The 13,157-nt window shown below is 60.4% G+C and carries 12 protein-coding genes and 2 pseudogenes; 9 read left to right on the top strand and 5 right to left on the bottom strand.

Annotated features, from left to right (window positions below; all coding sequences use genetic code 11):
• Positions 1 to 157: 157 nt before the first annotated feature.
• The 4 genes from B9N88_RS29040 to B9N88_RS29025 are packed head-to-tail and all read left to right on the top strand — an operon-like array spanning position 158 to position 4,243.
• Complete coding sequence (locus B9N88_RS29040) at positions 158 to 1,507, top strand: GntT/GntP/DsdX family permease (protein WP_223841626.1); 1,350 nt, start codon at positions 158 to 160, stop codon at positions 1,505 to 1,507.
• A gap of 12 nt (positions 1,508 to 1,519) precedes the next feature.
• Positions 1,520 to 2,380 (top strand): MurR/RpiR family transcriptional regulator, encoded by an 861-nt coding sequence (locus B9N88_RS29035; protein ID WP_027607656.1) that lies wholly within the window; start codon positions 1,520 to 1,522, stop codon positions 2,378 to 2,380.
• A 1-nt stretch (position 2,381) separates the two neighbouring features.
• Positions 2,382 to 3,845, top strand: coding sequence for an N-acyl-D-amino-acid deacylase family protein (locus tag B9N88_RS29030; RefSeq protein ID WP_027607655.1), 1,464 nt, complete (start codon positions 2,382 to 2,384; stop codon positions 3,843 to 3,845).
• A gap of 29 nt (positions 3,846 to 3,874) precedes the next feature.
• On the top strand, positions 3,875 to 4,243 hold the full coding sequence (locus tag B9N88_RS29025; RefSeq protein ID WP_027607654.1) for a glyoxalase superfamily protein: 369 nt from the start codon (positions 3,875 to 3,877) through the stop codon (positions 4,241 to 4,243).
• A 638-nt stretch (positions 4,244 to 4,881) separates the two neighbouring features.
• Here the strand turns inward: B9N88_RS29025 and B9N88_RS33420 are convergent.
• Positions 4,882 to 5,475, bottom strand: a pseudogene (locus B9N88_RS33420) (methyl-accepting chemotaxis protein); the annotation flags it as partial.
• A 261-nt stretch (positions 5,476 to 5,736) separates the two neighbouring features.
• Positions 5,737 to 6,801, bottom strand: a pseudogene (locus B9N88_RS33415) (methyl-accepting chemotaxis protein); the annotation flags it as partial.
• 262 nt (positions 6,802 to 7,063) lie between these two features.
• Here B9N88_RS33415 and B9N88_RS29015 point away from each other — a divergent pair.
• Complete coding sequence (locus B9N88_RS29015) at positions 7,064 to 7,681, top strand: FKBP-type peptidyl-prolyl cis-trans isomerase (RefSeq protein ID WP_003176055.1); 618 nt, start codon at positions 7,064 to 7,066, stop codon at positions 7,679 to 7,681.
• A gap of 60 nt (positions 7,682 to 7,741) precedes the next feature.
• Here the strand turns inward: B9N88_RS29015 and B9N88_RS29010 are convergent, their stop codons facing one another.
• The 3 genes from B9N88_RS29010 to B9N88_RS29000 all read right to left on the bottom strand — a co-directional run bounded on the left by B9N88_RS29010 (position 7,742) and on the right by B9N88_RS29000 (position 9,661).
• Entirely contained in the window at positions 7,742 to 7,999 is a 258-nt protein-coding gene (locus B9N88_RS29010; RefSeq protein ID WP_003194088.1) for a PA4570 family protein, read from the bottom strand.
• A gap of 159 nt (positions 8,000 to 8,158) precedes the next feature.
• The gene (locus tag B9N88_RS29005) at positions 8,159 to 8,500 is read right to left on the bottom strand and encodes a zinc ribbon domain-containing protein YjdM (RefSeq protein ID WP_003230858.1); all 342 of its coding nucleotides are present in this window, start codon (positions 8,498 to 8,500) and stop codon (positions 8,159 to 8,161) included.
• A 192-nt stretch (positions 8,501 to 8,692) separates the two neighbouring features.
• On the bottom strand, positions 8,693 to 9,661 hold the full coding sequence (locus tag B9N88_RS29000) for a polyprenyl synthetase family protein (protein ID WP_027607652.1): 969 nt from the start codon (positions 9,659 to 9,661) through the stop codon (positions 8,693 to 8,695).
• Between the two features lie 239 nt (positions 9,662 to 9,900).
• Here B9N88_RS29000 and rplU point away from each other — a divergent pair, with 239 nt between their 5' ends.
• The 4 genes from rplU (at position 9,901) to proB (ending at position 13,153) form a co-directional block, all read left to right on the top strand.
• Positions 9,901 to 10,215, top strand: coding sequence for a 50S ribosomal protein L21 (gene rplU / locus B9N88_RS28995; protein ID WP_003176051.1), 315 nt, complete (start codon positions 9,901 to 9,903; stop codon positions 10,213 to 10,215).
• Between the two features lie 34 nt (positions 10,216 to 10,249).
• Positions 10,250 to 10,507: a 50S ribosomal protein L27 gene (rpmA, locus tag B9N88_RS28990; protein ID WP_003176049.1), complete on the top strand. Its 258-nt coding sequence runs from the start codon at positions 10,250 to 10,252 to the stop codon at positions 10,505 to 10,507.
• Between the two features lie 194 nt (positions 10,508 to 10,701).
• On the top strand, positions 10,702 to 11,925 hold the full coding sequence (gene cgtA / locus B9N88_RS28985; RefSeq protein WP_015885843.1) for an Obg family GTPase CgtA: 1,224 nt from the start codon (positions 10,702 to 10,704) through the stop codon (positions 11,923 to 11,925).
• Positions 11,926 to 12,034: 109 nt separating this feature from the next.
• Positions 12,035 to 13,153, top strand: coding sequence for a glutamate 5-kinase (proB, locus tag B9N88_RS28980; RefSeq protein WP_027607651.1), 1,119 nt, complete (start codon positions 12,035 to 12,037; stop codon positions 13,151 to 13,153).
• Positions 13,154 to 13,157: the final 4 nt, after the last annotated feature.

The following is a 13,157-nucleotide window of genomic DNA, read 5'->3' as shown; positions in this document are numbered from 1 at the left end:
ACCCCCCGGATTTTCATGCACGGCCCTTGGGCATACCCCAACGCGACAGCGCTTATCCGTGGGCGAAAGTTACTTTCATAAAATTTGAAAATGCTCCTCGGTAATGATTTATGAGTTTCACAACCAATTCGACGTGACCCTTTCCGAGGAGTACCGCATGGCCGCATCACCGGGCTTCGGGCTGTTGGCATACGCTGCCATCGCCATCATTGCTTTGATCGTGCTGATCGCACGTTACCGGCTCAACCCGTTTATCGTCATCACCCTGGTGTCCATCGGCCTGGCGCTGATGGCCGGGATGCCGGCTGACACCATCATGGGCTCCTACGAGGCGGGCGTCGGCAAAACATTGGGGCATATCGCCCTGGTCGTGGCGCTGGGCACCATGCTCGGCAAGATGATGGCCGAGTCCGGTGGCGCCGAGCAGGTGGCGCGCACCCTGATCAACCGTTTCGGCGAACGTAATGCCCATTGGGCCATGGTGTGCATCGCCTTCCTGGTGGGGCTGCCGCTGTTTTTCGAAGTGGGCTTTGTGCTGCTGGTGCCAATCGCCTTTACCGTGGCGCGGCGCGTGGGGGTGTCGATCCTGATGGTCGGCCTGCCGATGGTTGCCGGCCTGTCGGTGGTGCATGCGCTGGTGCCGCCGCACCCGGCGGCGATGATGGCCGTGCTGGCGTATAACGCGTCGGTGGGGCAGACCGTGCTCTATGCGATCCTCATCGGTATACCCACGGCGATCATCGCCGGCCCGGTGTACGCCAAATTCATCGTGCCGCGTATTCACCTGCCGGCGGAAAACCCGCTGGAACGCCAGTTTATCGAGCGTGAACCTCGTGAGCGTTTGCCGAGCTTTACGCTGACCATGGGCACCATCCTGTTGCCGGTGGTGCTGATGATGATCGGCGGTTGGGCCAACGTGATCTCCACCCCGGGCAGCGGCTTCAATCAGTTTCTGCTGTTTATCGGCAACTCGGTGATTGCGCTGCTAGTGGCAACCCTGGTGAGTTTCTGGACCCTGGGCCTGGCGCAGGGCTTCAACCGTGAGTCGATCCTCAGGTTCACCAATGAATGCCTGGCGCCGACCGCGAGCATCACCTTGCTGGTGGGCGCGGGCGGTGGCCTGAACCGGATCCTCGTGGATGCAGGCGTCACTCATGAGATCCTCGGCCTGGCCCACGCGTTTCAGTTGTCGCCGCTGGTGATGGGGTGGCTGTTTGCGGCCTTGATGCGCATCGCCACAGGTTCGGCCACGGTGGCCATGACTACCGCATCCGGCGTGGTTGCGCCGGTCGCCCTGGGCCTGGGTTATCCACACCCGGAATTGCTGGTGTTGGCGACTGGCGCGGGTTCGGTGATCTTTTCCCACGTTAACGACGGCGGCTTCTGGCTGATCAAGGAATACTTCAATATGACGGTGATCCAGACCTTCAAGACCTGGACCGTATTGGAGACGCTGATCTCTGTGGTTGCCTTCGGTCTGACTTACGGTCTGTCCTGTATTTTGTAACCCGGAGCCTTCATGGACATCCTCTACCAGATCCGCGCCCGTCAGGATTCCTTCAGCGCCGGCGAAGGGCGTATCGCCAGGCTGATGCTGGAGGATGTGGGCTTTGCCGCCTCGGCCAGCCTGGAAGAGCTGTCCCAACGGGCCGAGGTCAGTACCGCGACGTTGTCGCGGTTTGCCCGCAGTGTCGGTTGCCGGGATTTGCGCGACCTGCGCCTGCAACTGGCCCAGGCCAGCGGCGTCGGCAGCCGCTTCCTGGACCCGGCAGGGCTGCCTGAACAGTCGGCATTTCATCGGCAGATTCTCGGCGATATCGAAGCGACGTTGCGCCAGCACTTGTCGGGTTTCAACCAGGCCAGCTTTGTCGATGCGGTCAACCTGCTGGGCAAGGCGCGGATGATCCACGCGTTCGGCATGGGCGGGCCGTCGAGTTTGTGCAGCGATGAATTGCAGGTGCGCCTGGTTCGCCTGGGCTACCCGATTGCCGCCAGCCACGACCCGGTGATGATGCGTGTCACGGCGGCAACCCTGGGGCCGGAACACGCGCTGATTGTCTGCTCGCTCACGGGCCTCACCCCTGAGTTGCTCGATGTGGTGGCGCTGGCACGCAACTACGACGCGCGCATCGTCGCCATCACCCTGGCCGACTCACCCCTGGCGCAGTTGGCGGATGTGCTGCTGCCGCTGCAACCGGCCGAAACCAGTTTTATCTACAAACCCACGGCGGCGCGCTACGGCATGCTGCTGGCCATCGACCTGCTCGCCACCGAACTGGCGCTGGCCCTGCCCGACGACAACCAGGAACGCTTGCGCCGGATCAAGCTGGCCCTCGACGATTATCGCGGCGGCCCTGACCGCCTGCCGCTTGGAGATTGACATGACGTACGACACGCTGATTCGCCAGGCGCTGATCATCGATGGCAGCAACACCGAAGGGTTTGTCGCCGATGTGGGGCTGCGTGACGGGCGCATCGAGACGATCGGTGACTTGTCGACGGCGGTGGCCTTGCATGAAATCGATGGGACTGGCCGTGTACTGGCGCCAGGCTTTATCGATGTCCACACCCACGACGACACGGTGGTCATCCGCCAGCCGCAGATGCTGCCCAAGCTCAGCCAGGGTGTGACCACTGTGATTGTCGGCAACTGTGGCATCAGCGCCTCACCGGTGAGTTTGCGCAGCGATCCGCCGGACCCGATGAACTTGTTGGGCAGCGCTGCGGCGTTTGTTTATCCCCGGTTCAGCGACTATCGCAGCGCCGTTGAAAGCGCTCATCCAGCGGTCAACGTCGCGGCATTGATCGGTCACACGGCGCTGCGCAGTAACCACATGGACGACCTGCATCGCACCGCCACACCGGATGAAATCGCCGCCATGCGTGTGCAGTTGCACGAGAGTCTCGAGGCCGGCGCCCTCGGTTTATCCACCGGCCTGGCCTACGCCAGCGCGTTCAATGCCGAGACCGATGAGGTGCTGCAACTGAGTGAAGAACTCACGGCCTTCGGTGCGGTTTACACCACCCATTTGCGCAGCGAATTCGAACCGGTGCTGGAGGCCATGGACGAGGCTTTTCTGATCGGCCGGCACGCACAGGTACCGGTGATTATTTCCCACCTCAAATGTGCGGGCGCGGGGAACTGGGGGCGTAGTCCGCAGCTGTTGGCAGCGTTGGAATCAGCGGCGAACACCCACCCGGTGGGGTGTGATTGTTATCCCTACGCGGCCAGTTCTTCGACCCTGGACCTCAAGCAGGTGACCGAAGCGTTTCGCATCACGATTACCTGGTCGACGCCGCACCCGGAAGTGGGAGGGCGCGACTTGCAGGACATTGCCGGCGAATGGGACGTCTCGTTGATGGACGCCGCTCGTCGTCTACAGCCTGCGGGGGCGGTGTACTACGGGATGGATGAAGCGGATGTGCGACGCATCCTTGCGCATCCATTGTCGATGGTGGGGTCTGATGGGTTGCCCGAAGATCCGTTTCCACACCCACGCTTGTGGGGGGCGTTTCCACGGGTGCTGGGACATTTCAGCCGGGATGTCGGGTTGTTCCCGTTGCACACCGCCGTGCACAAGATGACCGGCTTGTCGGCAGCGCGTTTTGGGTTATCCGAGCGTGGTGAAATTCGTGAAGGGCACTGGGCCGACCTGGTGTTGTTCGACCCGTTGCGGGTGCGGGATGTGGCGGATTTCAATGAGCCACAGCGGGCGGCGCAAGGCATTGACGGCGTGTGGGTCAACGGCGTATTGAGCTACAGCGATGGCCAAGCGAACGGTCAGCGACCGGGGCGCTTCCTGGCGCGCAGTGGGGATTTGCGTGGTGGGTTTTCGACTCTATAGTGGGCGCTTTCATACACGGAGCGATTGTCATGCACTTAGGAAAAGTCACCCCCATCCTGCGGATTTTCGATGAGGCCAAGGCCTTGGAGTTCTACGTCGACTTTCTGGGGTTCAAGGTCGATTGGCAGCATCGTTTCGAGGCGAACTATCCACTCTATCTGCAGGTTTCGCTGGGCGATTGTGTGCTGCACCTGTCCGAACATCATGGCGATGCTTCGCCGGGCGCGGCGGTGCGGATCCAGGCGCAAGGGGTGGACACGTATCAGCAGCAGTTGGCGGGCAAGGATTACCGTTACGCCAAGCCTGGGGTTGAGGAAACGCCTTGGGGATCGCGGGAGATGAGCATCAAGGATCCGTTTGGGAATCGGGTGGTGTTTGTTGAGGAAGGTGAGGGCTGAGAGGTAAATCGCAGGCAATAAAAAACCGCCTTGGTAGGCGGTTTTTTATTGCAATCCCGGTTAGTAGCTGGGGTTGCATATTCAGCGGAAGCTATGACCAGCGAGAAGAATACTACTGCCGATTGTCGCGCCCCGCAAGGACTGGCCAAGGCCGACGGTTTTCACGCATTTCACTGAATGTTATAAAAAACGGTGGCAAGAATTGGCAATAAATTAGCGGACCTCCGCGGAGGGTTTTCTCATCTCCCGTCACACCTTCGATGAGGATGTTGGTTAGTATCACCCCGTTCCAAGTATGTCGTTTTGTAGGTGGCTGGGTATGCGCGCGGAATTATGGACCGAACGCCACGGGCTAGTAATCCGTGCCGGATTTATGCGGGAGGAACCAAAGCCCGGCCGCCTCATCGGAAGCTATGACCAGCATCCTAAGGCCCACATGTTCCGGTAAGTGTGCTGGAGGTAAGGCCCAACTCACGGAGGGCCGAGTATGTCTAGGTTTGCACGACGTACATGGAACCTCGTAGTGAACTGCCTACGTGCTTATCACGTATGGAAGTTCCTGCGGGACAGCTTCGATGACTGCTAACGTCTGAGAGGTGGAGCCGCCTCGGTATATGCCGAGGCGGCTTTTTGATTTCTTACACCCGGAAGTGACTGACCATCTGCTGCAACTGGCTACCCAAACGCGCCAGTTCCACGCTCGATTTCGCCGTTTCATTGCTCGCGGTGGCGGTCTGCTCGGACACATCACGCACATTCACGATGCTGCGGCTGATCTCTTCGGCCACGGCGCTTTGTTGTTCGGCAGCGGCGGCGATCTGCTGGTTCATGGACTGGATGTTCGACACCGTGCGGGTGATGTTTTCCAGGGACACACCGGCCTTGCGCGTCAGTTCGACACTGCTGTCGGTGAGGCTGCGGCTGTTGTTCATCACGTTGGCGACTTGCTGGGTGCCGTTCTGCAAACCGGCGACCAGGCCTTCGATTTCCTCGGTGGATTTCTGCGTGCGCTGGGCCAGGCCACGCACTTCGTCGGCGACCACGGCAAAGCCACGACCGGCTTCACCGGCACGCGCCGCTTCGATCGCTGCGTTGAGCGCGAGCAGGTTGGTCTGTTCGGCCACCGCCTTGATCACGTCCATCACGCTGCCGATCTTGTTGCTCTCTTGTTGCAGGTGCGCCATGGCATCGGTGGAACGTTCCACTTCGGCGGCCAGGCGTTCGATCTGGGCGATGGCCTCGGCTACCACTTTATCGCCTGCGCGGGCCTGGCCGTCAGCGTCTGCGGCAGCCAGAGAGGCTTGCTCGGCGTTGCGTGCGACTTCCTGCACGGTGGCGGTCATTTCGTGCATTGCCGTGGCGACCTGATCGGTCTCGATCTTCTGGCTGTTCACACCGGCGCTGGTCTGCTCGGTGACGGCCGACAACTCTTCGGCGGCACTGGCGATCTGGGTCACGCCGTCGCGAATCCCGCTGATCAGTTCACGCAAGGTGGTGCCCATGCGCTGGATGCCTTGTTGCAGTACGCCCAGTTCATCGCGACGGGTGACCTGGATATTGTGGCTCAGGTCGCCGGAGGCGATGCGCTCAACCACAGCCAGGGTTTCCTGCAGTGGACGGGTGATCTGGCGGGTGATCACCAGTGCCGCGATGATACCGACCAGCAGTGCCAGCAGCGTGCTGATCAACTGCAGGCTACGGGCCTGGGCACTTTCGGCGTCGCGACGATCCAGCTGGATGTCGTAGAGCTTGTCGCTGATGGTGACGATATCGGCGCCTTGGGTGGTCATTTCGGCACGGGCAGCCACGATATTGGCGTTGGCCGTCTTGTAGTTTTGAACGGCTGTGCGATAGGCGCCCAGGGCGGTTTCCAGGGCGCTCAGCGCGCTTTGCTGGCTGGCGCCGAATGCGACACTGAGGCCTTTCAAGCCGCCGATGGCTTTCTCGATTTGTGCCGCAGCGCGGGCTTCGGTGTCCGGGTTGACGTTGTTGGTGTAGCCACGCACTTCGTAGCGGGCCAACTGGAACGCCTGCTTGGCGTTGGTCACCGCCTGGAACTGAGTGAAGCGCTCCGGGCTGTCGGGTATCTGCTGCACGCTGGTGTCCAGCGCATCGATCTGGGCGTTGGCGATATCGGCCTTGTCCCCCATGACCTGGCGAGCAGCGTTGCCGTTACGGTAAGCCTCACGCATTTTGTTCAGGGATTGCTGATAAGCCGTGATGATGGCTTTCTGCTCGTTGAGCAGCTTGACGTTTTCCGGGCTCTTGAAGCTGTCCAGGAGTTTCTGTTGCTGGGCAGCAAAGGCATCCAGGCTGGTCTGCACGTTCTGCGCCACGGCTTCATCACCGTTGGCCAACATGTATTGCAGGCGCACGATGCGCAGTTTGGTCAGCGACGCGTTGAGCTGGGTGATATCGCTCATCCAGTTACTACGGTCGATCAGGCTGCCCAGGCTGGTCCAGCCGGTGAAGGCCAGGATTGAGGTGAGAACCAGTACCAGGCCGAAGCCCAGGCCCAGTTTGAGGTTGACGCTGATGTTACCGAACCAGCTGTTCATCGAATGCTCCGCGAAGGTGATTTTTTGTCTGCTGGACGGTGTTGTTGTTTGAGCCAGCCAAAGTGTGTAGCGCTGTATCGGCGGGGAGGGTTGAATCTGAAGCGCTTTTATTGCGCGTGCGACGAAGGGTCGCGATCCCGGTGCCGTGCCGCGGTGGGGGGCTCATCACCAGCAGGTCTTGTGTGCTAGTCTGCTGGCCCTTTTAGTTCAGGGCGGCGCGCACATCACTGTTTCCAGTGCTGCCCTACAGCGGAGCCTCTTCATGTCCGAAGTTAATCTGTCCACCGACGAAACCCGCGTCAGCTACGGTATCGGCCGTCAGTTGGGCGACCAACTGCGCGACAACCCACCACCGGGTGTGAGCCTGGACGCGATCCTGGCTGGCCTGACCGATGCATTCGCCGGCAAACCAAGCCGTGTTGACCAGGAGCAAATGGCCGCCAGCTTCAAGGTCATCCGCGAAATCATGCAAGCCGAGGCCGCTGCCAAGGCTGAAGCCGCTGCCGGCGCTGGCCTGGCGTTCCTGGCTGAAAACGCCAAGCGTGATGGCATCACCACCCTGGCTTCCGGCCTGCAATTTGAAGTGCTGACCGCTGGTGACGGCGCCAAGCCGACCCGTGAAGACCAGGTTCGTACTCACTACCACGGCACCTTGATCGACGGCACTGTGTTCGACAGCTCCTACGAGCGTGGCCAGCCTGCAGAATTCCCGGTAGGCGGCGTGATCGCCGGCTGGACCGAAGCCCTGCAACTGATGAATGCCGGCAGCAAATGGCGCCTGTACGTGCCGAGCGAGTTGGCTTACGGCGCTCAAGGCGTTGGCAGCATTCCGCCGCACAGCGTGCTGGTATTCGACGTCGAACTGCTCGACGTTCTGTAAGACTTGCTGGTTACCTGTGGGAACGGGGTCGTTCGTTCCCACAGTGTTTTGCCGGTGTGTTCATGGATGGAACTTGCCATTGAGCTCCGTCGCCGGGCGCAACGCTCGGGCATAGCAGAACAGAAACAGATTACGCACCACTTCCTTGAGCACTCCTGGTTCACTCGAACTCAGGCCGTTGACGTCCAGGTCACCCTGATCCTGCAATTCATTCAGCGCTTCTTCTTCCAGCACCGCACAGACTTCGCCGGTTTCCCGATGAAGGATGCGCAGGTAAGGGTGTGGGCGGTCGAGCCAGGCATCTATCAAATAAGTCATGGGTACATCTCCTTGATGGGTTTCAATGAGAATAATTCTTATTCGTAGAATAGCAAGTGCCTATTGGCAGTTTCCTGGTTTTTCTGTGTGGATATTGCGAGGGGTCAACGGGGAGGGCAAAACGCCATCCCGCGCGGGCGCGGGATGGATGCAGCAGGTTCAGACTTTGCGCACGAACTCGGACTTGAGTTTCATCGGGCCGATACCGTCGATCTTGCAATCGATATCGTGGTCGCCGTCGCACAGGCGGATGTTCTTGACCTTGGTGCCGACCTTCACGACCAGGGACGTACCCTTGACCTTGAGGTCTTTGATCACGGTGATGGTGTCGCCGTCCTGCAGGACGTTGCCCACAGAGTCTTTCTTCACGGTTTCATCGCCGGCCACTTCGGCCTCGCCATTGGCGGACCACTCATGGGCGCATTCCGGGCAGATCAGCTGGGCGCCGTCTTCATAGGTGTATTCGGAATTGCATTTCGGGCAGGGTGGCAACGTGCTCACTAAAGCTCCTTGAGATTCAGGGATGACTAAAAGTCGCACATTATATAGGGTTTTGTGATGTTGCAGGCTGTATGAAATCCAAATGTGGGAGGGGGCGTGCCCCCGATGACGGTGTTCCAGTCGATACATCGACCGGCTGATCCACCGCTATCGGGAGCAAGCCCCCTCACACATTGGTCTTGCAGGTATGTTTTAGTGAGTACGCGCGACCGCAAACTCACTCAGCTCAACCAGGGCATCCCGGTACTCGCTGGCCGGCAGGGCTTGCAGGCACTGGATCGCACGGGCCACGTAGTCACGCGCCAGTTGCGCGGTGTACTCCAGGGAACCGGACGCTTCCACGGCAGCGCGGATGGCCTCCAGGTCTTCGATCCCGCCTTTCTGGATCGCCTTGCGCACCAGGGCCGCCTGTTCCGGCGTGCCTTCGCGCATGGTGTAGATCAGCGGCAAGGTCGGTTTGCCTTCGGCCAGGTCGTCGCCGACGTTCTTGCCCAGGGTTTCTGCATCGCCACGGTAGTCGAGCAGGTCGTCCACCAGCTGGAATGCCACGCCCAGGTGATCACCGAAGGTCCGCAGGGCTTCGGCCTGCTCGGCGGTCGCGCCACAGAGCGCGGCGGCACTGTGTGTGGAGGCTTCGAAGAGCATCGCGGTCTTGCCGCGAATCACTTCCATATAGGTTTCTTCGGTGGTGCTGGCGTCGCGAACCTTGGACAGCTGCAGCACTTCGCCTTCAGCGATGATGCGCGTGGCCTGGGAAAGAATCTTCATCACCGGCATCGAGCCCAGCTCGACCATCATTTCGAACGAGCGCGAGTACAGGAAGTCGCCCACCAGCACGCTCGGGGCATTGCCCCACATCGCATTGGCGGTCTCGCGGCCACGGCGCATGCCGGACATGTCGACCACGTCGTCATGCAGCAGGGTCGCGGTGTGCAGGAATTCGATGGTGGCGGCCAGCAGGCGCAGGTCATCGCCTTCGCGGCCCAGGGCCTTGCCACACAGCAGCACTAATAAAGGACGCAGGCGTTTACCGCCCGCCGACGTAATGTAGTCGCCAATTTTGGAGACCAGCGGCACTTTAGACGTCAGCTGCTGCTTGATGATGCCGTCGACGGCGCTAAAATCGTCCGCGACCGCGCGGTAGAAAGCTTGGGGTTGCATCAGCGACAGTCGCTCCAGAAGGGTTGCGCGGCATGCTAGGACCCTGACCCCCGGGTGTCAAGGCGCGATAGACGGCCACTTGCAACACCCATTTACCTTGCGTACAATCGCGCACCCTGAACTTCCTGGGCAGCACCTGCCTTACGCAATTGCATTCGGGACGTCCATCCCATGCAGCCATGCCAGCCAATACCTCTTCTTATAAAGCGCTGGGTGAGCAGGATTATCGGAGAAATACCATGTCGTACGCAGTAATTGTTACTGGTGGCAAGCAATACAAGGTCGCCCCAGGTGAATACCTGAAGATCGAAAAACTGGAAATCGCTACCGGCGAATCCGTTACCTTTGATCGCGTTCTGTTGGTCGCCAATGGCGATGACGTGAACATCGGCGCTCCAGTTGTTGCTGGCGCTACCGTTGTGGCTGAAGTGATCTCCCAAGGTCGTCACGATAAAGTCCGCATCATCAAGTTCCGTCGTCGTAAGCACCACATGAAGCGTATGGGCCACCGCCAGTGGTACACCGAGATCAAAATCACCGGTATTCAGGCTTAATTTCAGCCTAATTCCTCACTAGGAGAATTGACTCATGGCACACAAAAAAGCTGGTGGTAGTACCCGTAACGGTCGCGACTCAGAAGCCAAACGCCTTGGCGTTAAGATGTATGGCGGCCAGAAAATCATTCCGGGCAACATCATCGTGCGTCAGCGCGGCACCCAATTCCACGCCGGTTACGGTGTTGGCATGGGTAAAGATCACACCCTCTTCGCGAAAATCGAAGGCGTGATCAAGTTTGAAGTAAAAGGCGCGTTCAACCGCCGTTACGTGAGCGTTGTCGCCGCTTAATTGCGCGATCGCTGGAAAAGCCCTGTCTTGCGACGGGGCTTTTTCGTTTGTGGAGTGAGTCTCTTGCAAAGCTGTTTGTAATGGGCTCAAGCAGCTGGATTTGCGGCTGTTGATTGAGGTCGCTGCGCTCATTTTTGCAAGAGTCTTATGTCTTGGTTTCTTAAGCTCGTCCGTGCGGCGAGAGGCGTTTTGTTATGAAGTTCGTTGATGAAGTTTCCATCCGAGTAAAAGCAGGCGACGGCGGTAACGGTTGCATGAGTTTCCGTCGCGAAAAATTCATCGAAAACGGTGGCCCCAACGGCGGTGACGGCGGTGACGGCGGTTCCATCTACATGATGGCCGACGAAAACCTCAACACCCTGGTGGACTACCGTTACACCCGGCATTTCGATGCCGAGCGTGGCTCCAACGGCGGCAGCACAGACTGCACCGGTAAAAAAGGCGAAGACCTGGTACTGCGCGTACCGGTCGGCACCACGATCATCGACTCCGCGACCCAGGAAGTGATTGGCGACCTGACCAAGGCCGGCCAGAAACTGATGGTTGTACAGGGCGGCTGGCACGGTCTGGGTAACACCCGATTCAAGTCCAGTACCAACCGTGCACCGCGCCAGACCACGCCGGGCAAGCCTGGCGAGCAGCGTGACCTGAAGCTGGAAATGAAAGTACTGGCTGACGTGGGCCTGCTGGGCCTGCCGAACGCCGGCAAAAGTACCTTCATCCGCTCGGTGTCGGCCGCCAAGCCGAAAGTCGCCGACTACCCGTTCACCACCCTGGTGCCAAACCTGGGCGTGGTCAGCGTCGACCGCTGGAAAAGCTTTGTGATCGCCGACATTCCCGGCCTGATCGAAGGGGCTTCCGACGGCGCAGGCCTGGGGATTCGCTTCCTCAAGCATTTGTCCCGCACCCGTTTGCTGCTGCACCTCGTCGACATGGCGCCCTTGGATGACACCAGTGCACCGGACGCCGCCGAAGTGATCGTCAGCGAACTGACCAAGTTCAGCCCGGCCCTGGCCGAGCGTGATCGCTGGTTGGTGCTGAACAAGTGCGACCAGATCCTCGAGGAAGAGCACGAGGAGCGCGTCAAGGAAATCGTCGATCGCCTGGAATGGACCGGTCCGGTCTACGTGATCTCGGCGATCGCCAAAGAAGGCACCGAGCGCCTGACCCGCGACATCATGCGCTACCTGGAAGACCGTGCCGACCGTCTGGCGGCCGACCCGGTATTCAAGGCCGAACTCGCCGAACTCGATCAGCAGATCGAAGACGAGGCCCGTGCCCAGTTGCAAGCCCTGGACGACCAGCGTGCCCTGCGCCGCAGCGGCGTGAAGTCGGTCCATGACATTGGCGACGATGATTGGGACGAAGAAGACGTGGATGACGAAGACGGTCCGGAAATCATTTACGTGCGCGACTGATCCGTTGCGATAAACTTGAACGCCGCTCCCAGGAGCGGCGTTTTGGTATCCGGGTATAACGTTATGGGCGGCGCTGGGTCGCGCGGCCCTCAATCTAAGGTTGAAGATGATGCGGAGCAAAGTGACAGGTGCGCAGCGCTGGGTCGTAAAGATCGGAAGTGCGCTGCTGACGGCAGATGGCAAAGGCCTGGATCGTGCAGCCATGAGCGTCTGGGTCGAGCAGATGGTGGCCTTGCATGAAGCAGGTGTCGAGTTGGTGCTGGTGTCGTCCGGGGCAGTTGCCGCCGGGATGAGCCGCCTCGGCTGGACCGCGCGACCCAGCGCGATGCATGAGCTGCAAGCCGCCGCCGCCATCGGCCAGATGGGCCTGGTGCAAGCCTGGGAATCCAGCTTTGCCGAGCACGGCCGCCACACGGCGCAGATCCTGCTGACCCACGACGACCTGTCCGACCGCAAGCGCTACCTCAACGCCCGCAGCACCTTGCGTGCGCTGGTGGAGCTCAAGGTCATCCCGGTGATCAACGAGAATGACACCGTGGTCACCGACGAAATCCGTTTCGGCGACAACGACACCCTGGCCGCGCTGGTGGCCAACCTGGTGGAGGCCGACCTGCTGGTGATCCTCACTGACCGCGACGGCATGTTCGACGCTGACCCACGCCATAACCCCGATGCCCAACTGATCTACGAAGCGCGCGCCGATGATCCGGCGCTCGACGCCGTGGCCGGCAGCGTCGGCGGCGCCCTGGGGCGTGGCGGCATGCAGACCAAGTTGCGCGCAGCACGCCTGGCAGCACGTTCCGGGGCCCACACCATCATCGTCGGTGGGCGCCTGGAGCGTGTGCTGGATCGCCTCAAGGCGGGTGAGCGCATCGGTACGCTGCTGTCGCCCGAACGCGGCATGCTCGCGGCGCGCAAGCAATGGCTGGCCGGGCACCTGCAAACCCGTGGCACCCTGGTGCTCGACGATGGCGCGGTGTCGGCGTTGTCCCAGGGCAACAAGAGCCTGCTGCCGGTGGGCGTCAAGTTGGTGCAGGGCAGCTTCCGCCGTGGCGAGATGGTGGTGTGCTTGGCGCCCGACGGTCGTGAGATCGCCCGGGGCCTGGCCAACTACAGCGCCCTGGAAGCGCAGAAAATCATCGGACAATCGTCTGACGCGATTGTCGGACTCTTGGGTTACATGGCGGAGCCGGAACTGGTTCACCGCGATAACCTGATCCTGGTCTAAACAA

The sequence above is a fragment of the Pseudomonas sp. LAMO17WK12:I1 genome (assembly GCF_900177315.1).
GTDB lineage: Bacteria > Pseudomonadota > Gammaproteobacteria > Pseudomonadales > Pseudomonadaceae > Aquipseudomonas > Aquipseudomonas marginalis.
Note: the sequence above shows the minus strand (reverse complement) of the source record. Positions and strands in the feature narration are given on the sequence as shown.

Coding starts and splice junctions, on each gene's coding strand:
- B9N88_RS29035 (WP_027607656.1), top strand. CDS start 1,520: ATGGACATCCTCTACCAGATCCGCGCCCGTCAGGATTCCTTCAGCGCC.
- B9N88_RS29040 (WP_223841626.1), top strand. CDS start 158: ATGGCCGCATCACCGGGCTTCGGGCTGTTGGCATACGCTGCCATCGCC.
- B9N88_RS29000 (WP_027607652.1), bottom strand. CDS start 9,661: ATGCAACCCCAAGCTTTCTACCGCGCGGTCGCGGACGATTTTAGCGCC.
- rplU (WP_003176051.1), top strand. CDS start 9,901: ATGTCGTACGCAGTAATTGTTACTGGTGGCAAGCAATACAAGGTCGCC.
- cgtA (WP_015885843.1), top strand. CDS start 10,702: ATGAAGTTCGTTGATGAAGTTTCCATCCGAGTAAAAGCAGGCGACGGC.
- rpmA (WP_003176049.1), top strand. CDS start 10,250: ATGGCACACAAAAAAGCTGGTGGTAGTACCCGTAACGGTCGCGACTCA.
- B9N88_RS29030 (WP_027607655.1), top strand. CDS start 2,382: ATGACGTACGACACGCTGATTCGCCAGGCGCTGATCATCGATGGCAGC.
- B9N88_RS29010 (WP_003194088.1), bottom strand. CDS start 7,999: ATGACTTATTTGATAGATGCCTGGCTCGACCGCCCACACCCTTACCTG.
- proB (WP_027607651.1), top strand. CDS start 12,035: ATGCGGAGCAAAGTGACAGGTGCGCAGCGCTGGGTCGTAAAGATCGGA.
- B9N88_RS29015 (WP_003176055.1), top strand. CDS start 7,064: ATGTCCGAAGTTAATCTGTCCACCGACGAAACCCGCGTCAGCTACGGT.
- B9N88_RS29025 (WP_027607654.1), top strand. CDS start 3,875: ATGCACTTAGGAAAAGTCACCCCCATCCTGCGGATTTTCGATGAGGCC.